This is a genomic window from Nonomuraea sp. NPDC049400 (assembly GCF_044466425.1).
Lineage (GTDB): Bacteria > Actinomycetota > Actinomycetes > Streptosporangiales > Streptosporangiaceae > Nonomuraea.
The window spans coordinates 71325-93335 of sequence record NZ_JBITMP010000023.1 but is presented as its reverse complement, the minus strand read 5'-3'; the positions used below and the strand labels follow the sequence as shown (position 1 = coordinate 93335).

26 protein-coding genes are annotated in these 22011 nt (G+C 70.1%); 13 read left to right on the top strand and 13 right to left on the bottom strand.

Annotated elements, in window-relative coordinates; genetic code table 11:
- Positions 1-1032 precede the first annotated feature (1032 nt).
- The 4 genes from ACIBVN_RS32220 to ACIBVN_RS32205 all read right to left on the bottom strand — a co-directional run bounded on the left by ACIBVN_RS32220 (position 1033) and on the right by ACIBVN_RS32205 (position 4402).
- Positions 1033-1845, bottom strand: a complete 813-nt coding sequence (locus tag ACIBVN_RS32220) for a F510_1955 family glycosylhydrolase (protein ID WP_397142819.1) — start codon at positions 1843-1845, stop codon at positions 1033-1035.
- Positions 1846-1911: 66 nt separating this feature from the next.
- Positions 1912-2862 (bottom strand): M56 family metallopeptidase, encoded by a 951-nt coding sequence (locus ACIBVN_RS32215; RefSeq protein WP_397142817.1) that lies wholly within the window; start codon positions 2860-2862, stop codon positions 1912-1914.
- Positions 2859-3233, bottom strand: a complete 375-nt coding sequence (locus ACIBVN_RS32210) for a BlaI/MecI/CopY family transcriptional regulator (RefSeq protein ID WP_397142815.1) — start codon at positions 3231-3233, stop codon at positions 2859-2861. The genes ACIBVN_RS32215 and ACIBVN_RS32210 overlap by 4 nt, the downstream gene beginning before the upstream one ends.
- 26 nt (positions 3234-3259) lie before the next feature.
- Positions 3260-4402, bottom strand: a complete 1143-nt coding sequence (locus ACIBVN_RS32205) for an NAD(P)/FAD-dependent oxidoreductase (protein WP_397142813.1) — start codon at positions 4400-4402, stop codon at positions 3260-3262.
- A gap of 148 nt (positions 4403-4550) precedes the next feature.
- Here ACIBVN_RS32205 and ACIBVN_RS32200 point away from each other — a divergent pair, with 148 nt between their 5' ends.
- Entirely contained in the window at positions 4551-4754 is a 204-nt protein-coding gene (locus ACIBVN_RS32200; RefSeq protein WP_397142811.1) for a heavy-metal-associated domain-containing protein, read from the top strand.
- Between the two features lie 136 nt (positions 4755-4890).
- Here ACIBVN_RS32200 and ACIBVN_RS32195 read toward each other — a convergent pair whose 3' ends face one another.
- From ACIBVN_RS32195 to ACIBVN_RS32185, 3 genes are all read right to left on the bottom strand, one after another.
- On the bottom strand, positions 4891-5238 hold the full coding sequence (locus ACIBVN_RS32195; protein WP_397142809.1) for a hypothetical protein: 348 nt from the start codon (positions 5236-5238) through the stop codon (positions 4891-4893).
- A 9-nt stretch (positions 5239-5247) separates the two neighbouring features.
- Positions 5248-5721 carry an anthrone oxygenase family protein gene (locus tag ACIBVN_RS32190; RefSeq protein ID WP_397142807.1) on the bottom strand — a complete coding sequence of 158 codons (474 nt, stop codon included), beginning with the start codon at positions 5719-5721 and terminating at the stop codon, positions 5248-5250.
- Positions 5722-5880: 159 nt separating this feature from the next.
- Positions 5881-6492 (bottom strand): TetR/AcrR family transcriptional regulator, encoded by a 612-nt coding sequence (locus ACIBVN_RS32185; protein WP_397142805.1) that lies wholly within the window; start codon positions 6490-6492, stop codon positions 5881-5883.
- A gap of 234 nt (positions 6493-6726) precedes the next feature.
- Between ACIBVN_RS32185 and ACIBVN_RS32180 the strand changes: the two genes are divergently transcribed.
- Complete coding sequence (locus tag ACIBVN_RS32180; protein WP_397142803.1) at positions 6727-7671, top strand: RNA polymerase sigma-70 factor; 945 nt, start codon at positions 6727-6729, stop codon at positions 7669-7671.
- 94 nt (positions 7672-7765) lie between these two features.
- Complete coding sequence (locus ACIBVN_RS32175) at positions 7766-9016, top strand: NAD(P)/FAD-dependent oxidoreductase (protein ID WP_397142801.1); 1251 nt, start codon at positions 7766-7768, stop codon at positions 9014-9016.
- 288 nt (positions 9017-9304) lie between these two features.
- Here the strand turns inward: ACIBVN_RS32175 and ACIBVN_RS32170 are convergent, their stop codons facing one another.
- Positions 9305-9517, bottom strand: a complete 213-nt coding sequence (locus ACIBVN_RS32170) for a hypothetical protein (protein WP_397142799.1) — start codon at positions 9515-9517, stop codon at positions 9305-9307.
- Between ACIBVN_RS32170 and ACIBVN_RS32165 the strand changes: the two genes are divergently transcribed.
- Positions 9507-10055: a DUF3558 family protein gene (locus tag ACIBVN_RS32165; RefSeq protein ID WP_397142797.1), complete on the top strand. Its 549-nt coding sequence runs from the start codon at positions 9507-9509 to the stop codon at positions 10053-10055. The genes ACIBVN_RS32170 and ACIBVN_RS32165 overlap by 11 nt on opposite strands.
- A 25-nt stretch (positions 10056-10080) precedes the next feature.
- Here the strand turns inward: ACIBVN_RS32165 and ACIBVN_RS32160 are convergent, their stop codons facing one another.
- Positions 10081-11064 carry a helix-turn-helix transcriptional regulator gene (locus tag ACIBVN_RS32160; RefSeq protein ID WP_397142795.1) on the bottom strand — a complete coding sequence of 328 codons (984 nt, stop codon included), beginning with the start codon at positions 11062-11064 and terminating at the stop codon, positions 10081-10083.
- A gap of 63 nt (positions 11065-11127) precedes the next feature.
- Between ACIBVN_RS32160 and ACIBVN_RS32155 the strand changes: the two genes are divergently transcribed.
- Together ACIBVN_RS32155 and ACIBVN_RS32150 are read left to right on the top strand one after the other, a co-directional pair.
- Positions 11128-12264: an epoxide hydrolase family protein gene (locus ACIBVN_RS32155; RefSeq protein WP_397142793.1), complete on the top strand. Its 1137-nt coding sequence runs from the start codon at positions 11128-11130 to the stop codon at positions 12262-12264.
- 68 nt (positions 12265-12332) lie between these two features.
- Entirely contained in the window at positions 12333-13388 is a 1056-nt protein-coding gene (locus ACIBVN_RS32150) for a hypothetical protein (RefSeq protein ID WP_397142791.1), read from the top strand.
- 27 nt (positions 13389-13415) lie between these two features.
- On the opposite strand, the gene ACIBVN_RS32145 is transcribed toward ACIBVN_RS32150, so the two are convergent.
- The gene (locus ACIBVN_RS32145) at positions 13416-13970 is read right to left on the bottom strand and encodes a YceI family protein (RefSeq protein ID WP_397142789.1); all 555 of its coding nucleotides are present in this window, start codon (positions 13968-13970) and stop codon (positions 13416-13418) included.
- Positions 13971-14072: 102 nt separating this feature from the next.
- Here ACIBVN_RS32145 and ACIBVN_RS32140 point away from each other — a divergent pair, with 102 nt between their 5' ends.
- From ACIBVN_RS32140 to ACIBVN_RS32125, 4 genes are all read left to right on the top strand, one after another.
- A complete protein-coding gene (locus ACIBVN_RS32140; protein WP_397142787.1) occupies positions 14073-14924 on the top strand; it encodes a helix-turn-helix domain-containing protein in 852 nt (283 codons plus the stop codon).
- 24 nt (positions 14925-14948) lie between these two features.
- Positions 14949-15785, top strand: coding sequence for an aldo/keto reductase (locus ACIBVN_RS32135; RefSeq protein WP_397142785.1), 837 nt, complete (start codon positions 14949-14951; stop codon positions 15783-15785).
- 136 nt (positions 15786-15921) lie between these two features.
- Positions 15922-17076 (top strand): glycerophosphodiester phosphodiesterase, encoded by a 1155-nt coding sequence (locus ACIBVN_RS32130; protein WP_397142783.1) that lies wholly within the window; start codon positions 15922-15924, stop codon positions 17074-17076.
- A 113-nt stretch (positions 17077-17189) separates the two neighbouring features.
- Entirely contained in the window at positions 17190-17732 is a 543-nt protein-coding gene (locus ACIBVN_RS32125) for an MOSC domain-containing protein (RefSeq protein ID WP_397142781.1), read from the top strand.
- A gap of 144 nt (positions 17733-17876) precedes the next feature.
- Here the strand turns inward: ACIBVN_RS32125 and ACIBVN_RS32120 are convergent, their stop codons facing one another.
- The 3 genes from ACIBVN_RS32120 to ACIBVN_RS32110 form a co-directional block, all read right to left on the bottom strand.
- On the bottom strand, positions 17877-18320 hold the full coding sequence (locus ACIBVN_RS32120) for a hypothetical protein (protein ID WP_397142779.1): 444 nt from the start codon (positions 18318-18320) through the stop codon (positions 17877-17879).
- A 147-nt stretch (positions 18321-18467) separates the two neighbouring features.
- The gene (locus tag ACIBVN_RS32115; RefSeq protein WP_397142777.1) at positions 18468-19130 is read right to left on the bottom strand and encodes a response regulator; all 663 of its coding nucleotides are present in this window, start codon (positions 19128-19130) and stop codon (positions 18468-18470) included.
- The gene (locus ACIBVN_RS32110; RefSeq protein ID WP_397142775.1) at positions 19121-20305 is read right to left on the bottom strand and encodes a sensor histidine kinase; all 1185 of its coding nucleotides are present in this window, start codon (positions 20303-20305) and stop codon (positions 19121-19123) included. The genes ACIBVN_RS32115 and ACIBVN_RS32110 overlap by 10 nt, the downstream gene beginning before the upstream one ends.
- 220 nt (positions 20306-20525) lie before the next feature.
- On the opposite strand from ACIBVN_RS32110, the gene ACIBVN_RS32105 reads away from it, so the two are divergent.
- The 3 genes from ACIBVN_RS32105 to ACIBVN_RS32095 are packed head-to-tail and all read left to right on the top strand — an operon-like array spanning position 20526 to position 21995.
- Positions 20526-20807, top strand: coding sequence for a metal-sensitive transcriptional regulator (locus ACIBVN_RS32105; RefSeq protein WP_397142949.1), 282 nt, complete (start codon positions 20526-20528; stop codon positions 20805-20807).
- A gap of 28 nt (positions 20808-20835) precedes the next feature.
- Positions 20836-21048: a heavy-metal-associated domain-containing protein gene (locus ACIBVN_RS32100; RefSeq protein ID WP_397142948.1), complete on the top strand. Its 213-nt coding sequence runs from the start codon at positions 20836-20838 to the stop codon at positions 21046-21048.
- Positions 21045-21995, top strand: coding sequence for a hypothetical protein (locus ACIBVN_RS32095; RefSeq protein WP_397142773.1), 951 nt, complete (start codon positions 21045-21047; stop codon positions 21993-21995). Before ACIBVN_RS32100 ends, ACIBVN_RS32095 begins: the two co-directional genes overlap by 4 nt.
- Positions 21996-22011: the final 16 nt, after the last annotated feature.

The window sequence follows — 22011 nt, the reverse complement described above, 5'->3', positions numbered from 1 at the left end:
CGGCCGCTGGACAGCCACGGTGGCAGTCACTCCTATCGCCCCTGCGGCGAAGGCAGCCAGGGGGGCCGAGCCCGTGAACAGCTGCCGGGCTTGCGGCAGCACATGGCTGGCCGCGTAGGGCGCGCACTCAGAGCCAGGGTGTGGATGCGGAGCGTGGGACGTCTCCCGCTCGAGGGCCTGTGCCGCAACCGGGAGATGCTCGGCGCCGTCATGTGTATGACCGTCGCTGTCATGCGTGGCAGAACAGAGGAACGCCCACAGCAGCAGACCGCCCAGGACGACGGCCACCAGCCGGAGCAGCCACGAAGCACTGGCAGCGGGACGGCCGATGCGAGGGTGAGTAAGGGAGTGGAACGGCATGGTTCCTCCAGGTAGCAGCCGCTGCTCACGGTTGTGGAGAGCGCGGCTGGCGGAGATCAGCAAAGTTCCAGGCGGACACCGGGAAACAGATCCCGCACGGCAGCACGGCACACGGGCGTCTGGGTGACGGGAACCGGCCGCACGTGACCGCCCCAGCCGGTCGGAGCCGGGGACTGTCGATTCTCAGGAGGCGGCGAATAGCCGGCGACGCCGGAATCTAGATCTGCGTGAGATGCTCCTCGGCGCACGCAGCGCTCACCCCGTGTGTGAACAGGATGCTGAGAAGCAGCGCGGCTAACCACGGCAAACTCAGCGGCCCCGCAGAAGTGCGGGCTCGCAGCAAGCCGGAGCGTGACCAGGCCGTAACCATCCCGTGAATGCTAACCGCTGCCCAGCGGTGCAGCGCAACTTCCCGCATAGCACAGCTCTAACGCGCTGCACACCGACTCCACCAAAGCGGGCGGGCCAAATGTTCCGGATGCCCTTTTCTGAAGGGATGGACGGCAGGCCATCCGAACCGATGCCCCATACGGGTTTATGGAGATGTCGCATAAAGGGTGCGATCGTGATTCTCGTCACAATTCCACTGCGTGACTGTGAGGCCGTGGTGGTGTTCTACGCCACCAGGGTGAGGACTGCCGAGTCGCCGGGCGGAGAAGGCCCAACCTGACATCAGCCGCTGGTAGGGCGGAAGATGACGGTGAAGTCCGTGCCGCCGTTCTTTGATTCGTACACGGTGCCGTCCTCGGATGCGGCGAGGAGGCGTTGCCGGTCGACGGCGGTGAACGCGGCCGCCGGAGCCGGGAGCCGACCGCTCTTCCGCCACGTTTCGCCGTCGTCGGCGCTCAGGTGCACCTGGCCTTCGGTGTCCTGCCCGATCAAGAGGTCGGCTGTGGGAGCCTCGATCTGGCTGAGCAAGGGTGCGTTCTTCACCGGCTCGAAATCCATGCCGCCGTTCTCGCTCACTTGCACGCCGTCGGTCGTGGCTGCGTAGACGCGTTCAGGCCGTGCGGCGTTGGCGGCAAGGTCGATGATCTCCTCCTCGGCGCCCAGCCGCCAGGTCGTGCCCCCGTCCACGCTTGCCCGAAGACGACTGGTCTGGCTGTCGTAGGCGTAGAGGGTGCTCCCAGCCGGTTGAAGGGCGTGAAAATCGGCGGCGCCGCGCTCCGAGATCGTTTCCCACGTTGTGCCGGCATTGTCAGTACGGATCAGGCCGAGATGGGGCGGGGAGCCGGTGTCGGCCTCGCCAGGGTGTCCGCTGGCGAGAAAGGTCTTGGGGCCGATCACGGTGAATCCCATGTGATCCTGTACGCGTCCGGCGACGCGCTGGGCGGCGTTGGCGGACGTGACCTTGAACAAGCCGTAGTGTCCGGCAAGGTAGAGGGCGCCGTCGGCGGGGTCGACGCCGATGCCGTGAACATGCCCGACGCCTGGATCGGTCTGCGCCGGCTCACCGGACTGCCCGCAGGCCCCCAGCACCAGCACCAGGAGCGCCAGCGCGGCAGCGTGAATTCCTCGCATGACGCGGAGTCTACTATCGATACTAGTAGGTCAGAGGGTGAGGAGCGAATGGCAGTGATGTGCCAGGAAGGAGCTGAGGCCGGGCACCAGCGCGACCATCGCGGGTCCACCCAGCAGCAGGGCGACCGCAAGCAGCCCGGTCAGGCGCTCGCGGCGGCCGAGCGGTGCCTCGGGGTTGAGCATGCGGCGCACCCGGGTGAGCGCTGTCTCGCCACCCGCGCCCAGCGTGAACGCAGGCGCGCGACCGGTGGCCAGGCGGACCAGCGCGGCGGCGATCTGCACACGCGGGTGGCGGCGCGCGGCGACGTCGTCGGCCAGCAGCTCGATCAGCCGGGCGATCTCCGTCCTGGCCCGCTCGAACAGCGGGACGCGCGGGAAAGCGCGGGCCAGCGCCTCTCCGCCGGCCAGCACCAGATGGTGGCGTCCCCGCAGATGCGCCCGCTCGTGCTCCAGCACCGCGGCGACCTGCTCGGGAGCCAGGCTTTGCAGCGCTCCCGTGGTGATGACCATCTGGGCGTGCCTGCCGGGCACACAGTAGGCCAGGCGCTCGTCGTACTCGATCACGACCGCGCCGAGGTCGCTGTCGCGCCGACCCAGGAGACTGAGCAGCGCCGCGTGCTCGCGACGTTCCATGCGGGCCCTGACCAGGACGGCCGCCCCGCAATAGGCGACCCGGGCCAGCACCGCTCCCGCCGCGAGCAGCGCACCTGCGCCTGCCGACGTGAGCCCGGACCCGTCGTTCAGCATGTCGGCGCAGGCCTCGAACAGCCCGGCCAAACCGTGCCCCACGACCTCGGGGGGAACGGCGAAGGCCAGCGCGGCCAGCAGCACCGAGGCGACCACCGAAGCGGCCGCGGCCTGCCACAGCGCGATCGCCAGCCGGGGCGCCCGATCGGCCCAGCCTGCCGCCCGCCGACCAAGCCGGGGCAACCAGATCGCGGCCACGACCGTATAGAGCAGCAGGACGATGGCGGCGATCATGCTCGGCTGCCTCGGTGCGGGAACACCTGCAGCGCCGCCTCCAGCGCCGCGGCCTCCTCCGCGGTCAGCCGCTCCAGGAAGTGCACCAGCGTGGCGGCCTGGTTGCCGCTGTCTGCCAGCGCGCTGCGCATCAGGTCGGCGGTGTATGCCTCCTTGGAGGCGACCGGTTCGTAGACGTAGGCGCGACCGACGGGCCGGCGCTTGAGCAGGCCCTTGGTGTGCAGCTTGTCCATCACGGTCATCACGGTGGTGTAGGCGATGGTCCGCTCCTGGCGAAGGTCTTCCAAGACGTCTCGTACGGAGGCGGGCCTGCGCCGGGCCCACATCCGGTCCATGATCGTGGATTCGAGTTCGCCGAGGCCGCGCATCATGCCGGCAATGCTACCTGCGATCGTAGTCAGACCGTCTTGCGCGCGATGATCGCCCGCTTGAGCTGGATCAGGTCCTTGGGGGAGTTGACCGCGACGGCGCCCACCGGCACGCCCCGGCGAGTGAAGGCCACGGCGAAGCGATCTTCTTCAGGGGAGCCGGTGGCGATGCTCGCCGCGTCCGCGAGGTGCGGCAGCCCAGCCGTCTGGATGCGGGCGCCGTGCACATGGGTGGCGAAGTTCGGCACCTCCAGGAAAGGTTGAGCGTTCTCCGGTCCGGCCAGCAGATTACGGGCGGCGACCGCGCCCTGCTCGTTGGCGTTGGCCCAGTGCTCGATGCGCACCATCTCACCGTCGAAGAGTCCGTGCGGCCAGCGCGCGACATCCCCCGCGGCCACGATGTCGGTCGACCTCGTCGCGAACAGCGTCGGCTCGCACAGCACGCCGTCGTCCACGGCCAGACCGCTGCCGTCCAGCCATTCCGTGTTCGGCACCACGCCCATGCCCCCGACGACCAGGTCCGCGGCGATGGAACGGCCGTCGCTGAGCCGTACCTGACCGCCGTTCACGGCGGTGACCCGGACATTCGTGATGAGCTCGACGCCGTTGCGCTCGTGGTGCGCGGCCAGCCAGAGTGACGCGTCCTCGCCCAGTCCGGCGCGCATGGGGTACGGCGCGGAGTCGACGAGGGTGACTTTCCTGCCGAGCTGCCGTGCCGTGGAGGCCACCTCTCCCCCGATGAAGCCGCCGCCGATGACCAGCACGTGCTCGTGTCCCGACTCGAGCTCCGCGCGCAGTGCCAGCGCGTCCTCGAGGGTGCGGAGGGTGTGCACGCCGTCGAGCCGTCGCGGGCGCGCGCCGCTGGCGATGACGAGGCCGTCGTAGCCGACCGCGGTGCCGTCGTCAAGGCTGACCGTCCGGTTCCGGACGTCAAGGTGTACGGCCTGCCGACCGCGCAGCCACTGGTCGCCGAGCTCCTCCGCACCCGGGAGCGTGACGTCGTCGTCGCCCCGCAGCACGCTCTTGGAGAGCGGCGGGCGGTTGTACGGGACGTGCGTCTCGGCTCCGACCAGCGTGACCTCGCCCTCGAAGCCCTCCCGGCGCAGCGCCTGCACGGCCCGCAACCCGGCCAGCGAAGCACCGACAACGATGATCCTGTTGATTCTTCTCATGCCTGTGAACATACCTATAGGGGGTATGTTCGCCGCAATGTGACATGAGTCTCATATACCCCTACCCCGTATGTCTTGCCTTGGAAGTGATCGGGGCGTACCGTCTCCTTTCGCATACCCACTTGGGGTATCGAGAGGAGACATGGCGATGAGCACGAGCACGTACAAGGTGTCGGGGATGACCTGCAGTGGGTGCGCCGGCAAGGTGAAGACCGAGATCGGCAAGGTTGCCGGGGTCTCCTCGGTGGCTGTCGAGCTGGCGACCGGGCAGGTCACCGTCACTTCTGACGGCCCGCTCGACGACGCGGAGATCAGGAATGTTGTGGAAGAGGCCGGTTACGAAGTGGGGTGACGTTCATGGGTCGGCGTGGTCGATCAGCCGCTGACGGTCGAGGGTGATGCCGTCGTTGCGGCCACCTCGAACGTGCAGTGCGGGGTGCAGCGGCCCCGGTAGCCGGTGAACCGGGTGATGATCGCCACGGTCCTCGTCATGCCGACGCCATCTGAGTGCGGCTGACGGACCAGACCCGTGCCAGCTGCACCATGCTCACCCCGAACATCAGCACGCCGAGCGGCACGTGCAGGCTCTTCACGTGCGCCATGCCCAGCGCCATCTGGGCCAGCGTCATCACCAGCATGCCGGCGGCGGGCAGGATGGCGCCCAGCCGCCGCGACACCAGCGCGGCGACCAGGTACAGCAGCACGGTGACCACGACACCGAGGGCCGTGGCGCTGTGCGCCATCCGGCCGCTGGGTGAGGCCAGCAGCAGCCCGGCGGTGACCGCCTGGAGCAGCAGGGCGACGGTCTGCGCGGTGATCGCGATACGCAAGAACATGATCTTTCCTTAGCGGGTAGTGGGCCGGGCGACGACGACGACAGTGACGATCAGGACGAAAGCGGTCAGCGCGGTCAGGGTGCGCAGGGTGTGGAACAGCTCCCACTGCTGGAAGATCTCGGCGTAACCGTCCGGGACCGGGCCGGCGGCCCACTTCCGGAAATGCGCGTGCAGCGGGATGTTGCCGAACACCGTGATCAGCAGCGAGGCCAGCGCCAGCGCACCGGCGCCGAACGCCAGCCGGCGCCACCGGCTCCGGTCGGCGATCGCCAGGCCGAAGGTGGTGAGGATGGCCAGCGCCATCGCGCTCTGCATGACCGGCTCGTTGACCTTCATCATCGTGGTGTGGAAGGTCAGGCGCACCTCCAGCGGAACGGCGCCGAACGTGGGGATCACGTTGGCCGCGCCGTACCCGAACGCGCCCGCGAGCAGCCCGGTGGCCAGCAACGCCCCCCCGTGGAGGTACCTGACTGGGGTTCTCATGACGCCAATGGTCCTCAAGCCAGGGCTCCACGACGTCCCACACGTGGACCCTTTTGCACTACCTCACCGGGAGCAACGACCGGCCGGACTACGACGTCGGGAGTAGTCCCGCAATACTGCACAGCAGGGGCCGGGCCCACGACCGTGCCGTCGGCGCGGCTACGCTTGCGCGGGCCGCTCGGCCGGGGCGAGCAGTGACAGCATTGTCGTGATCAGCACCTGTTCGGACTCCTCGGGCGCAAGCCGCCCCGCCTCACGCTCCTGCGCGGCACTGTGGATGATCGAGAAGAACGTCGTCACCAGCCAGGCCAGCGGCAGGTCGGTCCGGAAGTCGCCGTCGTGCTGCCCGCGCGCAATAAGCCGCTCGACCCGCCGCAACGGCCGGTCATGGTGCTCCCGGATCCGCTCCGTGGCCAGCACCCGGTCAGCGGCCAGAAACAGGCGGCGATGCCGGTCGAGCAACTCCCAGGACGACCGCAGCAGCCCCGCCATGGCCTCCGGCGCAGGCGCCGTGTCGATCGACTCGTCCGCCAGCACCGTCTCCGCCACGTCAACCGCGTGATCGAGCACCGCGTCCACCAGCGCCTCCCGAGACGGGAAGTGGCCGTAGAGCGTCACCCTGCCCACCCCGGCGGCCTTGGCGACGTCGGCCACGCTGGCCGTGGGGTCGGCGCTGAGCAGCCTGGCGCCGGCTTCGAGGATCGCAGCGATGTTCCGCTCGGCGTCCGCGCGCCGAGCGGGTACGGGCTGTCGTGCCGCGGTCCTCGCCATGCGATCCACCCTACGACGGCGGTCCCCCGTGCCACGTCAACCCTCAAGCACTGCAACCTGCCGGACGCGCCGCCGTCTTCGACGCCACACCGAGTACGAGTACGCCGCGTAGGACCGTCAGTGCGGAGGAGCTGGCCGAACGACGTACCCAGCCATGATGACGCTGCGTCGACCAGCGACGGATCGGCGACGCTCGGGCCGTGCGTCGCGGGTCGCGCGGGCTAGCATCGGGCCATGCCCTTGACCGCGAACGACGTCGACCGGTTCGAGGCAGCCAGGCCGCGCCTGGAGGCCATCGCCTACCGCCTCCTCGGCTCCGCAGGGGAGGCCGAGGACGCCGTGCAGGAGACGTTCCTGCGCTGGCAGGCCGCCGACGTCGACCGCATCGAGGTGCCCGAGGCCTGGCTGACGAAGGTCCTCACCAACCTGTGCCTCAACCAGCTCACCTCCGCGCGGGCGCGCCGCGAGACCTATGTGGGCCAATGGCTTCCCGAGCCGCTGCTCGCCGGGGACCCGATGCTCGGCCCGGCCGACACCGCCGAGCAGCGCGAAGCGGTCTCGTACGCGGTCCTCACCCTCATGGAGCGCCTCTCGCCCAACGAGCGGGCGGTGTACGTGCTGCGGGAGGCCTTCGACTACCCGCACCGGGAGATCGCCGAGATCCTCGACATCGCCGAGGCCACCAGCCAGCAGCTCTTCCACCGCGCCAAGAAGCACGTCGCGGACGGCAAGGCCCGCAGCGAGATCGACGATGCCGCCGCCCGGCGGATCGTCGAGGAGTTCCTGGCGGCCGCCGCCAGCGGCCAGACCGAGGTGCTCGTGCGCCTGCTCACCGAGGACGTCATCTCGATCGGCGACGGCGGCGGGAAGGTCCCGGCCCGCGCCAAGGCGTTCGAGGGCGCCGCCGCGGTCGCGAGGTTCCTGCGGGGTCTGCTCAAACCCAGCGAGGCCAAGCGCGCCCTGGTCGGCGGCGCGCCCGAGGTCTACGCCTGGACCGCCAACGGCGGCCCCGCCGTCGTGGCCGTCGTGGACGGCCGGGTCGTCGCCGTCATGTGCCTGGAGGTCACCGCCGAGGGCATCGCCGCGTTCCGCAACCAGGTCAACCCCGACAAGCTCGAACGCGCGACCGCGCACTGGGCGGCCGCCGACCACGGGGAGCCCCTGTTCAAGGCCTTCTGAGCGCTATGTGAGGTGCTTCACATCGCGTACCTGTCAGCAAACGGCGGGCTGCCCGGTTCAAGGGGCAAAACCCGCGCGAGACAGGGGCAAGGAAATGCAGCACCGCATCATCGTCCTCGGAGCCGGATACACCGGGGCCATCGCCGCCGGCCGCCTCGCCAAGCGGCTCCGCCGCGAGGACGTCGCCATCACCCTCGTCAACGCCGAGCCGGACTTCGTCGAACGTGTCCGCATGCACCAGCTGGCGACCGGCCAGGACCTCAAGCCCCGGCCGTTCAGCGAGATGTTCGCGGGCACCGGCGTCGAACTGAGGCTCGCGAAGGTCACCGGCGTCGACGTCGACCGCAAGACCGTCACCATCATCGACGCGAACGGCGCCGGCTTGACCGCGCCCGGGTCCGGCGCCGGCTTGACCGCGCCCGGGTCCGGCGCCGAAGAGCTCGCCTACGACACTCTCGTCTACGCCCTCGGCAGCGGCTGGAACGCCCAGGGCGTCCCCGGGACCGCCGAGCACGCCTATGAGATCGCCGGCCGCGCCGGAGCGCTCCGGCTTCGCGAGCGCCTGGCCAGCCTCGACGCCGGGCAGACCGTGGTCGTCGTCGGCGGCGGCCTCACCGGTGTGGAGGCCGCGACCGAGATCGCCGAGGCCCGACCGGACCTCGACGTCGCCCTCGCCGCGAGCGGCGGCCTCGGCGACTGGCTCTCGCCCAAGGGCCGCGAGCACCTGTGGAAGGTCTTCGGCAAGCTCGGGATCACCGTGCACGAGCACGCCGCCGTCGCCGGCGTCGAAGCCGACCGCGTCGCCACCGCCGACGGCACGGTCATCCCGGCCGCGGTCACCGTGTGGACCGCCGGATTCGCCGTCCACCCGATCGCGAAGGCGACCGCCCTGGAGGTCACCGGCAACGGCCAGATCGTGGTGGACGGGACCATGCGCTCGCTCTCGCACCCGGACGTGTACGCCGTCGGCGACGCGGCCATGGTGATGGGCCCAGGGGACAAGCCGCTGCGGATGTCGTGCGCCTCGGGAATTCCGACCGCGTGGCAGGCCGCCGACGCGATCGCGACGCGCCTGACCGGCGGGAAACTCCCGAACGTGCCGCTCCGCTACTTCAACCAGTGCATCTCGCTGGGCCGCAAGGAGGGCTTGATCCAGTACGTCACCGCCGACGACCGCGCCGTGCAGGCGGTCCTGACCGGACGGCTCGCCGCCGTCTACAAGGAACTGGTCTGCAAGGGCGCCGCCTGGGGAGTAGCCAACCCGACGCTCGGGCTGCCGGCCCGGCGCCGCCGCCTCACGCGGGAGCGGGCCGCGACGGGCTCGGCCGCCAAGGCGCTGGCGTAGAGCACGAAACGAAGGGGAAGTCCCCGACGCGAGGGCGCCCGCTACGCTCTCGGACGTGTGACCAGAACGCTGTGTATTTCCCCGTTCACCCAGTAGATTCGAAGCTCTCGTTGATCGACGAGGGGGGATCGGGCGGTGCGCGACGGCATGACGGTCGGCGGGCGCTACCGCCAGGAGACCTGCCTTGTCAGCAGCCGCGCCACGGAGGTCTGGCTCGCCCGCGACCTGCTGCTGAACCGGGATGTCGTGCTCAAACGCATGCTCGTGGACAACGCCGGCTTCAGCCGCTTACAGGCCGAGGCCCGCGCCCTGGCCGCCTTCAACCACCCGCACGTGGTCACCCTGTACGACGCCGTGCAGGACGAGGACGGGGCGGCGTCGTGGACCCCGTCCGGCCAGGACCGTGGGCCCGATCGAGGTCATCGACCACCCCGCCGAGAGCGAGGTGTGCCGGCGCACGCTCTTGCCGCCCGGCGTCGAGGACACTGTCGTGAAGGTCATCGCGAACCTGGAGGAGGACGGCAAGGCCGACTTGTGCGCCATCGCCGACGCCGCCACCACCACCGCGGCCCAGGCACTCGCCGGCGGCCCGATCGAACGCCGCTCCCCGCCACTGCCCGCCGCCTCCCTGGCCCAGAAGGACGCCTGCGCGCTGCTGCGCGGCGACGCCCTCGAGGCCGTCCCGGGCGTCGACGCCACCAGCCCCGACCCAGGGTTCGGCGGATGGCAGTGCTCGTGGGACGGCACCACCGGCGACACGTGGGTGAACCTGCAGTTCGACCGCGAACTGCGGCGAAACACCGAGGACGACGGGACGCCCATCCGCGTCAACGGCTACCGGGCCTTCGTCACGCCGAAGGGCGAGGGCGGCGGGACCTGCCTGCTCCAGGTGATCTACCGGTCGTACGCCGACCAGCGCGGCGAGAGCGCGGTCGAGAAGGTACGCATCGTGGTCGGCGGCTCGCGCCCCACGGACCGGCTGTGCCGGATGGCCACCGACCTCGCCCGTTCCGCCACCGCCCAGCTCCGCGGATCGTGACCTCCCGGACCGATCCGGACAGACCCTACCGGGAGGAACGGTGGTGGGCGCGCCCCGCGGTTCCTGACGCCGCCCGGAGACGGTCGGCCATGACGCCGATCCGCTCGACCAGCTCCGGCGGGTCATGCACCTCGAACCCGATGTCCATCAGGGCGACCCACACGACGATCTCGTCGAGGTTGTTCGCACCGCACAGCAGGACGCAGGTGTCCGCGTCGACGGGCTCCACCGTTCCCATCGTCGGTGGCATGTGCCCGGTCACGACCTCCGCCGGGGCGTGCATGGTGAGGCGCGCCTGATAGCGGTACGGAGCGCTGGAGATCGCCCGGGACATGTAGGCGGCGAGGTCCTCGTCGGGCGGGTCCCGGGGGACGAAGCGCGGCCCGTTCGGCGTCCTCAGGCGCAGCCGGTCGACCCGGTACGTCCGCCAGTCCTCCTTGTCGATGTCCCAGCCCACGAGATACCACCGGCGCCCCGAATGCACGAGCCGATGGGGCTCGGCCGAGCGGCGGCTCTCCTGACCCCCGTGCGACCGGTAGTCGAACCGCAGTCCCTCATGATCTCGGCAGGCGGCGGCGATGGCGGTCAGCACCTCGGGGTCCACCGGCGCCGAGGACCCCGTCATGGGCACGGTCATCGACTGCAGCGCGTGAACACGATGCCGCAGCCGTGTGGGCAGCACCCGTTCGAGCTTCGCGAGCGCCCGTACGGACGTCTCCTCGATCCCCGCGACCGTGCCCCCGGCGGCCGTCCTCAGCCCCACCGCGACCGCGACCGCCTCATCGTCATCGAGCAGCAGCGGGGGCAGGTCGGACCCGGCGCCCAGCCGGTAACCCGGCGCGCCGGCCGTGGCGTGCACGGGATAGCCGAGCTCCCGCAGCCGGTCCACATCCCGCCGTACGGTCCGGGTCGTGACGCCGAGCCGCTCCGCCAGCTCCGCGCCGGACCAGTCCCGGTGGGTCTGCAGGAGGGACAACAATCTGAGGAGTCGAGCCGAGGTCTCCAACATGCCGCCAATCTTGCCCGCGACCTAGGACCGGATCCGTCCTAACCGGCTCCTAACGTCTTGGGCATGGCGAAAATCCACCCGTTCCGCATCGACATCCCGCAGGCCGACCTGGACGACCTCCGCGACCGCCTGGCCCGCACCCGCTGGCCGGACGAGCTGCCCGGCACCGGCTGGTCGTACGGCGTCCCGTCCTCGTACGCCAAGGAACTGGCCGAGTACTGGCGGACGGCGTACGACTGGCGGAAGCACGAGGCGGCGCTCAACGAGTACCCGCAGTTCACCACCGAGATCGACGGCCAGAACATCCACTTCCTGCACGTCCGCTCGCCCGAGCCGGACGCGCTCCCGCTGATCCTCACGCACGGCTGGCCCGGTTCGATCGCCGAGTTCATGAACGTCATCGGCCCGCTCACCGACCCCCGCGCCCACGGCGGCGACCCGGCCGACGCCTTCCACGTGGTGGCGCCCTCCCTCCCCGGCTTCGGGTTCTCCGGCCCCACCCGCGAGACCGGCTGGAACCTGCGCCGGGTGGCCCGCGCCTGGGCCGAGCTCATGAGCCGCCTCGGCTATGACCGGTACGGAGCCCAGGGAGGCGACACCGGCTCGTTGGTCTCTCCCGAGCTCGGCCGTGTCGCCCCGGACGACGTCATCGGCGTCCACGTCAACGGCGCTCTGGGCTTCCCGACCTTCGAACCCGGCGAGCTGCAGGGTCTAACAACGGCAGAGCAGGCCCGGCTGGCCCTCTACACCGACCAGGACCGCGCGGGCTACGCCGCGATCCAGTCCACCCGCCCGCAGACGCTGGCCTTCGGCCTGCACGACTCCCCGGCCGGTCAGCTGGCCTGGATCGTGGAGAAGTTCAAGGAGTGGACCGACCCCGCTCACGACCTCCCCGAAGAGGCCGTGGACCGCGATCAGCTGCTCACCGACGTCACCATCTACTGGCTCACCGGCACCGCGGGGTCGTCCGCCCGCCTCTACAAGGAGGGCGCGACCGACTGGGGCCAGCCTGTCGAGAAGTCCGATGTGCCCACCGGGGTGGCGATCTTCCCTGGCGACGCCGGGATCCGCCGCGTCGCCGAACGCGAGCACAACGTGGTCCACTGGTCGGAGTTCGACCGGGGCGGCCACTTCGCCGCGATGGAAGCGCCGGACCTGCTGGTCACCGATATCCGCGCGTTCTTCCGGTTGGTCCGCTGATCCGTTTGCCCGAGCTGCTGTTCGGGTGTGCCAGGGCGTCCGAGCCGGAGGACCTCTAGAGTCTCGGCATGGAGAGCATCCTTGCGGCGGCCTCGGCGGTTCTGGGGGAGAAGGTCAGCAGGCCGGTCGATCTGGGCGGGAGTTCGCGCAGCGACGTCCTGCGGTGCGTGACCGGCGATGGCGGCACGGTGGTGGTCAAGGCGTACCGGGATGCTGCGGGGTTCGCGGCCGAGGCGGCCGGATTGTCGCTCGGTGACGGGTTCGGGCCCCGGCTGCTGGCCGTGGATCCGTCCTTCCCGCTCATCGTGATGTCGGACCTCGGTGTCGCGCCGAGCCTGGCTGACGTGCTGCTGGGGGAGTCGGCGGAAGCGGCGAGGGAAGGGCTGCTCGCGTGGGCGCGGACGTACGGGCGGATCGCCGTGGCCGGTGCAGGGCGACAGCAGGAGTGGGCACGCTCTCGGGCCGCCTACTCCGGAGACGGTAAGGGGCGGCCTTTCTTCCGCGATCTCGGAGAGGTGCTGCCACCCGTTGTGCCCGCGGGGCTCGAGGGGGAGCTGGCGGCGCTGACGGCGGGCAGCGAGCGATATCCGGTGTTCACGCCGGGTGACATCTGCCCGGACAACAACCTGCTGACCGCGGACGGGCTGCGGGTGCTCGACTTCGAGAGCGCCGGATATCACTCGGCCTTTCTCGAGGCGGCTTACGTACGCATGCCGTTCGCCACGTGCTGGTGCGTGTTCCGGCTGCCGCCCGGGACGGAAGCGGAGATCGAGGACGTCTACCGCGCGCAGGTGGTCGCGGTCCATCCCGAGCTGGCCGATGACGAGATCTGGGAAGCGGGGGTGCGGCAGGCTGTGGCCACGTGGACGCTTTTCATGACGTGGGTCTTCCTGCCGCGGGCCCGTGAGCAGGATCAGCCCACGCACGCCACCCGGACGCCGGTGCCGAGCCGGCGCCAGGTGCTGCGCTACCGATGGAGTCGCCTGCTGGACGAACTCGGCCGGGGCGGGGACGAGTTCCCCGCCGTGGCCGAGGTCGTACGGACATGGTTGGAGACCAGCGCGGAGTGGGACGTCGCCGAGTTGCCCCGCTACCCTGCCTTCACCTCGGCTGGGCCAGGGTGACGCTCGGCCACGGGCTGTCCTGAGGTGTCACTCGGGCTCGACGAACTGCATGTCGAGCTGGATCTTCACGGCGTCACCGAGGATGGCGGGGGCGAAGCCGAGACCGAAGTCGCTCCGGCGGATCTCGCCCTTCGCCTCGAACCCGGCGTGCCGCCGTCCGTCCACGATGGAGTCCTCCACCCCGCCGAACTCGACGTCGAAGGTGACGGACCTGGTCACCTCACCGATGGTGAGGTCGCCCTCCATGATCCAGTCGCTGCCGTCGCCTTCGATCCTGGTGGAGCGGAACACCATGGCCGGGCGGTTGGCGACGTCGAGCATGTCGGGGGCGCTGAGGTGGGCGTCGCGGTCGGCGTTGCCGGTGTCGACCGAGTCGAGCGCGACGGTGGCGGTGACCGCACAGCTGTCGAGGGTGTCGCCGACGATGAGGTCCGCCTCGAAGCGCATGAACTGGCCGCGCACCTTCGAGATGCCGAGGTGGCGGATCGTGAAGCCGACCGCCGAATGGAACGGGTCGAGGGTCCAGTGCCCGGCGGCGAGCGGCAGAGCGGTCGGGATGGTCGTGGTGGTCTTGGAAGTCATGTCCCCCAACCTGGCCCGGGCGGCGGCGCGTAGGGAGGCCGGGCTGAGGCTGGCCCTGACAGGGCGACCATGAGCGCGCCGGGGGTCGGTAGGTTGCCGGGTGTGAGCGACAACGAGTTGGGCGCGTTCCTGCGGAGCCGCCGGGAGGCCATCAGTCCCGCCGATGTAGGGCTTCCCGCCGGGTTCCGGCGGCGCACCCCCGGGCTGCGCCGCGCCGAGTTGGCCACGCTCGCGGGGATCAGCGTCGAGTACCTCGCACGGCTGGAGCAGGGCCGCGACCGGCATCCGTCCCCGCAGGTGCTCGGCGCGCTCGCCGACGCCCTGCGGATGTCCACCGATGAGCGTTTCCACCTCAGGATCTTGGCGAAGGCGACGGAAGGCGGCAGCTCGTTCGACTGCCGTTCGGCGCAGCCGCCGGTCGTGTCCATCCGGCCGACGGTACGGGCGCTGCTCGACAAGCTGGAACCCGCCCCGGCGGTGCTGATCAACCGGATGACGCAGGTGCTCGCGTACACCACGGGCTTCGAGCGCCTGGCCCGGCCCACCGGCCTCCTGGACGCGGCCGAGCCCAGCTTCGCGCGGTTCGTGTTCACCGACCCGCGCGCCCGCGACCTCTACCCCGACTGGGACGCCGTCGCGACCCAGCAGGTCGCCATCCTCAAGGGCGCGGCCGGTCTCGCCGACCCGCACGTGGCGGCTCTCGTCGACGAGCTCACCATCACGGCCGGCGGGCCCTTCAGCGAGCGGCTCACGACGCCGGGCATCCCCGAGCGGGCCGGTGTCCAGCGCTGGGCGCATCCGGAGGCCGGGGACCTGCGCCTCGCGTACGAGGCCCTCGAACTCGCCGACGACCAGCGCCTGATCGCCTACCTTCCGGCGGACGAGGCGTCGTCGGCCGCGCTCGATCGCCTGGCCGGGCGCCACCTGGGCACACTCCGCGTCGTCAACAGCTGACCGCATGAGAGGCGAAACCGACACATGACATCGAGCACATTCCGCATCGGGGGCGAGCGCAGCGTGCGGCGGCTCGGGTTCGGGGCCATGCAGCTGCCGACCGGACCCGGACCGGCCCGGGAAGCCTCCATCGCGGTGGCGCGACGCGCCGTCGAGCTGGGAGTGACGCTGATCGACACCGCGCACCTGTACGGGTGGGGCGCCAACGAGGAGCTCCTCGCCGAGGCGCTGTACCCCTATCCGGACGATCTGCTCATCGCGACGAAGGTCGGGGTCGCGCCGCCGAGCCCGCCGCACGATGCGGCGATCTGCGGACGGCCGGACTTCCTGCGGGATCAGGTCGAGCAGGGCCTGCGCCGGCTTCGGGTCGAACGGCTCGAGCTGCTCCAGTTGCATCGCATCGACCCGACGGTGCCGCTCGCCGACCAGCTGGGAACGCTGCGCGAGCTCCAGATCGAGGGCAAGATCGGCCACCTCGGACTGTCCGAGGTCACCGTCGCCGAGCTCGAGGAGGCGCGGCAGATCATCGACGTCGCGAGCGTGCAGAACCGCTACAACCTGCTCGATCGCCACCACGAGGCCGTGCTCGACGCCTGTGCCGCGGCGGGGATCGCCTTCCTGCCCTGGCGGCCCGTCCACCCCGCGGTGTCGGAGGCGACGGCCGAGATCGCCGCCGTGGCGGCCGAACTCGGCGCCACCGCGGCGCAAGTCTCGCTCGCGTGGCTGCTCGACCGCTCCCCGGTCGTGCTGCCGATCCCGGGCACCGCCACGATCGACCACCTGGAGGAGAACGTCGCCGCGGCGAGCCTGCGGCTGAGCGGCGATCAGCGGCGACGGCTCGATCGCATCCAGCCGCGATGAGCCGGGTGGTGGAGGGACCGCGCTCGTCACCGGAAATTCCGCCGTTATTGGCCCATAGTCATATTTCGGTCCTTACCATAATGCCGCGGTGATCGCCGGTGAGAGTCTCCGGCACAGATGCCGCAGGGAGTCCCACGTGCGAAAGATCGCAGCCACCACCCTCGCCGTCCTCGCCCCCCTCGCCGGAGCCGGTGCGGCTCCGGCCGCGGCCGAGCCCGCGCACGACCGGTCCCAGGTCGTCGTCATCGGCCACCGCGGCTCGGCGGGCCACCGCCCCGAGCACACCCAGGGCGGCTACGAGCTGGCCGTGGCCATGGGTGCCGACTGGATCGAGCCCGACCTGGTGCCGACCAAGGATCACGTGCTGGTCGTCAGGCACGAGAACGAGATCTCCGGCACCACCGACGTGTCGCTGCACCCCGAGTTCGCCGCGCGCAAGACCACCAAGGTCGTCGACGGGCGCAACGTGACCGGGTGGTTCACCGAGGACTTCACGCTGGCCGAGCTGAAGACGCTGCGGGCGGTCGAGCGGCTGCCCGCGATCCGCCAGCGCAACACCGTCTACAACGGCTACTACCAGGTGCTCACCTTCCAGGAAGTGCTCGACCTGGCCAAGCGGCTCTCGCGCCAGTACGGCAGGCAGGTCGGCGTCTTCCCCGAGACCAAGCACCCGACGTACTTCAGGTCGATCGGGCTGCCGCTGGAGGAGCCGCTGATCGAGACCGTCAAGCGCAACGGCCTCAACCGGCCGGGCAGCCCGGTGGTGGTGCAGTCGTTCGAGCCGTCCAGCCTGAAGCGGGTGGCCAAGGACCTGCGCGTGCCGCTGTGGCAGGCACTGGGCACCACCGGCCGGCCGTACGACCTGACCGCGGCCGGAGACCCGACGACCTACGCGGACATGATGAAGCCCGAGGGGCTGGCCAAGATCGCGGAGTACGCGCAGTGGATCGGGCCGGACAAGTCCTCGGCGATCCCGATCAACCCGGACGGGAGCTGGGGCACCCCGACGACGCTGGTGTCGGACGCGCACAAGGCGGGCCTGAAGATCGGCGTGTACACCTTCCGCAGCGAGAACCAGTACCTGCCCCTGCAGCTGCGCCGCGGCCAGGCCCCGACCGACCACGGTGACGCGCTGGCGGAGTACCGTGCGCACCTCGACCTGGGCGTGGACGCCTTCGTCACCGACTACCCCGACGCCGCCGCCCTGGCGAAGGCCGAGCGGGGCAAGCCGCAGAGGCCCGTGCAGCCGAAGCAGTTCGACAACGGCCTGCCGGAAGAGGGCCAGGAGTAGGGAGGGGGCCGCCGCCACGCCGAGGCAGGCGGCCCCCTGCACGTCCGACCGCCCGCGGCCAGTACAGCTAGTCTGCTTCCGAATAGTCAAAATCCGCAAAGGGGGCAATGGGGATGAGCGGGACTGTCGTGGCGGTCAGCAGCAGCGGCGAGCACTCCTTCAGCAAGCCGGCCCGGGAGAGCATCACCCTGCTGGCCGGGCTCGGGGTGGAGGGGGACGCGCACGCGGGCGTGACCGTCAAGCACCGCTCCCGAGTCGCCCAGGACCCCACCCAGCCGAACCTGCGTCAGGTGCACCTCATCCACGAGGAGCTCTTCGCCGAGGTGAGCGAGGCTGGTTTCACGGTCAAGCCCGGCGAGCTCGGCGAGAACGTCACCACCAAGGGCATCGATCTGCTCGACCTGCCGGTCGGCACGCTGCTGCGCATCGGCGACGAGGCCGTCGTGGAGCTGACCGGGCTGCGTAACCCTTGCGTTCAGATCGACGCCTTCCAGAACGGTCTGCTCAAGCAGGTCGTCGGCCGCGACGCGGCCGGGAACCTGGTTCGCAGGGCCGGCGTCATGAGCGTCGTCAGGACGGGTGGCGTCGTACGCCCTGGCGACGTGATCCAGGTTGAGCTCCCGGCTGAGCCGCACCGACCTCTCGACCGGGTCTGACTCCAGGTGCTCCCAGGCTCAGCCACCGACCGCCTCCCTGGTCGCCCACGCCGACGCGCAGGGGCCCCCGCCCGCCTCGGTTGCCTGAGCGGGGGCCTCATCTGCCTGCCGGGAGCACCCTGTGCCGGGACAGACTTGTAGCGGTTACTTGTAGTACTGCACCCAGTACTCGACGGTGTGCTTCTTGTTGAGGCGGAAGCGCGCGTTGTACGTCCCGTGCCCGGCGTTGTGGATGCGGACGATGCCGTAACTGCCGTTGCAGGCCCACTTGCCGGACTTGGCGACCTTCTCGCCGGCGCCGTAACGGCGCACGTAACTGAGGTCGACCGTCAGCTGCGAGTCGTTGCCCCAGCAGCGGGCCTTGACCTGCATCACGCGGACACCCTTGGGCCGCTTCCAATACCCGGCCGTCATGTTCTTGCCTGGGCCCAGCGCCTCGTGCCGTTGGGTGTGCCACTTGGCCATTGCCGCTGCGCTCGCGTGGGTCGAGACCTCGCTGTGCGCGGCCGGGGCCGCGACGGCCGGTGCGGCCGCCAGACTCAAGCTCACCGCGGCGAGCAATGCCGACGCGGATGTCCTCAGCTTCATGCTGCCTCCCTGGTTCCCGTTGACGGACGGTGCTGTCATCCGAGAGTGCAGGTCGGCGACGTCGCGGCACATCTGTCTTGCGGCGGAACCTGCTGTCGGCCGTCGCGCGTATGGCGGTTCATCCGTGATCGTGATACGGCGCCGGGGTCAGGTGGCGTCGACCAGCCCGTTCTCGAAGGCGAAGACGACGGCCTGCACCCGGTCCCGCAAGCCGAGCTTGGCGAGGATGTGGCTCACATGCGTGCGCACGGTCCCCTCCGACAGGTACATCCGCGCCGCGATCTCGGTGTTGGATAGCCCTGTGGCGATCGCCGCGAGCACTTCCCTTTCCCGGCGGCTGAGTAGGGCGGCCCGCTGGTCGGGTGTCTTGCCCGGCTCCGGCACGCGCTGCATGAAGTGGGAGATGAGCCGCTTGGTGGTGGACGGCGCGATGATGACCTCGCCGTCGTGCACCACCCGGATCGCCTCGGCGAAGAACCGCGGGCCGCTGTCCTTGAGCAGGAAACCGCTGGCCCCGGCCTTGATCGCGCCGAAGACGTACTCGTCGAGGTCGAAGGTGGTGAGGACGAGCACCCGGGGCCGCGCGGCCCGCTCGCAGATGCGCCGGGTGGCCTCGATGCCATCCATGCGGGGCATCCGTACGTCCATGACCACCACGTCGGCGGGCACCTGCTCCACCAGCTCCAGGATCTCCTCGCCGTCCGCGGCCTCCCCGACGACCTCGATCCCCTGCTCACGGCGGAGCACCAGCCGCACCCCGGTACGGACGAGTTGCTGGTCGTCGGCCAGCAGCACACGGATCAGGTCCACGGCAAGGTGGCCTCGACCTGGAACCCGCTAGGTGGCGGCGAAGCGACCCGCACCGTGCCACCCAGCATGGCGGCGCGCTCCCGCATGCCGACCAGCCCTTGGCCGGAACCCGACCAGCTTAAGGAGCCGGCTCTGCGGCGAATTCTCCCACCCCCGTCATCGGTGATCTGGATGTGCAGCCCGTCGTCGGCGTAGCGCAGTGACACGTCGGCCTTGGCACCCTTTCCGGCATGCTTGAGCGTGTTGGTCAGAGCTTCTTGCACGATCCGGTAGGCGGCCAGACCCAAGGCCGGCGGGGCCTCGCGGACCTGGCCACTGACGTGTAACCGTACCTCCATCGGCAGCCGTTCGGCCAGATCCTTGATCGCATCGATGCTCGGCTGCGGCGCCATGGGCGCGTCCCGCAAGAGGCCCAGCAGCAGCCGCAGCTCCCGCAGCGTGGCCCTGCCGGACGCCCCGATGGCGTCAACGGCCTGGCCCGCCTCGTCCACGTCCTGGTCGAGCAGCGCGGCGGCGGCACCGTCCGAGTGGATCACCATGGCGCTGACGTTGTGCGCCACGATGTCGTGCAGCTCACGCGCGATGCGTATGCGTTCCTCCGCCAGAACGGCCTGGACGCGGCTCTCCTCGCCACGGGTGATCGCCTCGGATTCCGAACGGCGCAACCTGCCCAGCCCCCACGCGCCGGTGCACAGCACGAAGGAGGTCACCAGCAGGGGAGTGGGCACGGCGGGCAAGGGGAACGGCAGCGTGTCCGGTCCGAAGACCTGCTGGACGGTGACCGGTGCCACGGGCAGCAGCGTCGCGATGATGAACAGCCCGGCCCAGCGGGAAGAGCTCCACCGTCCCGCGGTGTAGGACATGAACATCAGCGCCGTCGGTGTGCTCAACTCCGCCCAGGAGGCGTTCCACTCCGTCCAGATGTCCCAGCGCCCGCTCAGCAGCCACAGCGCCCACACCAGGGCCAGGACCGCCACCGTGTTTCTGCGCCGCCACGCCAGGCTCGCATACGCCAGCAGATCGCCCCAGAACGAGAGGGGGACGCGGTCGAGGTCCGCGATCGTCTGCTCGTGATAGGGCACTTCTATCAGCAGGTACACGCAGGCGACCGTGGCGAGGAGCGCGTCGGCCAAGCGCTGATGACGGTTCCACCATTCCAGAAAGCGCCGGGGCATGACACGACGTTACGGCCCCCGTCTCGCGCCCGCCTCATCCTTGTCACGCATACGCGATACGCCGCCGGGCAGACCTCGGCCATCCGCCTGCAGGCAGATGCGCACACGTGTCATCTGTGCCCCTGAGCCGATGTGTGCCGTCAAAGTGCCGCGATTCTCGCCTGATCTTTGGAATACGGTAGGGGGGTATGGTACGTTGAAGGAGTCGGAAGGGGGAGCCATGGTTGGCTGCAGCGACAACAAGCAGGACCAGCTGCGCCGGCTGCGCCGGATCGAGGGTCAGGTGCGCGGGTTGCAGCGGATGGTCGAGGACGACAAGTACTGCATCGACATCCTGACGCAGGTGTCGGCGGCCACCAGTGCCCTGCAGTCGGTCGCGATCTCTCTGCTGGAGGATCAACTGGCGCACTGTGTGGCCGACGCCGCCGCTCAGGGCGGGCCGGAGGCGCAGGCGAAGGTGAAAGAGGCTTCCGACGCGATCGCACGGCTCGTGCGTTCCTGACATGACCATCGAGGAAGGGTTGATCGACATGGCTACTGCTACCTACACCGTCAAGGGCATGACCTGCGGCCACTGCGTGAGCTCGGTGAAGGAGGAGGTCGGCGAGGTCGCCGGTGTCACCTCGGTGGAGGTGGATCTGGCCAGCGGGCTGCTGACGGTCGAGAGCGACAGTCCGGTGGCGGCGGCGCAGATCGTGACGGCCGTGGAGGAAGCGGGCTATGAGGTGGTGAATCCGGCATGAACGCGGCGACCAAGCTGGGTGTTTACGTGCTGGGGCTGGCCGTCGTCTTCGGCGGCGCCCTGGGCGTCGGGAGCGCGGTGGGAGACGTCGGTCCGGCACCGGCCAAGCCGGAACACGGGACCACCCATTCGACTCCCGCCGCGGACAGCTGCGGCGGCCATGAGCAGACCACCGCAACAGCGCAAGACGATACCCCCGGGGGGCTCCAAGTGTCCCAGGACGGCTACACCCTCAACCCGTTGACCACCATCAAGGCCGGCGAGGCCACCGACTTCCGGTTCACCGTGACGGGGCCGGACGGCCGGCCGGTGACCGGCTACCAGGTCCAGCATGACAAGAAGCTGCACTTCATCGTGGTCTCGCGGGACCTCGGGACGTTCCAGCATCTGCACCCGGACATGACCTCCGGCGGCGTCTGGTCGGTGAAGCTGACGCTGGACGACCCCGGCGCCTACCGCGCCTTCGCCGACTTCGCCCCTACCGGTGGGAGTGGCCTGACCCTCGGCGCGGACCTGCTGGTCGCGGGCGACTACAAGCCGGACCCCCTGCCCGAGGTGGCCCGGACGGCCGAGGTCGACGGTTACCAGGTCTCGCTGGACGGTGATCTGGTGCCTGGCCAGGCCGCCAAACTCACGCTGAGCGTGAGCAAGGACGGCGAACCGGTCACGGACCTGCAGCCGTATCTGGGAGCGTACGGACATCTGGTGGCGTTGCGGGCAGGTGACCTGGCTTATCTTCATGTGCATCCGGAAGACAGCGGCAAGGCCGGGCCGGAGATCACCTTCTACGCGGAGGCTCCCAGCGCCGGTGACTACCGTTTGTTCCTGGACTTCAAGCACGACGGCAAGGTCCGCACCGCGGACTTCACCGCCCGCGCCGGGGCCGGACAGCCCAAGCCGACGGCCGAGCCGGGCACCGGCGCGTCCCACGATGACCACACGCACTGATCGGGAAAGGAGGGGT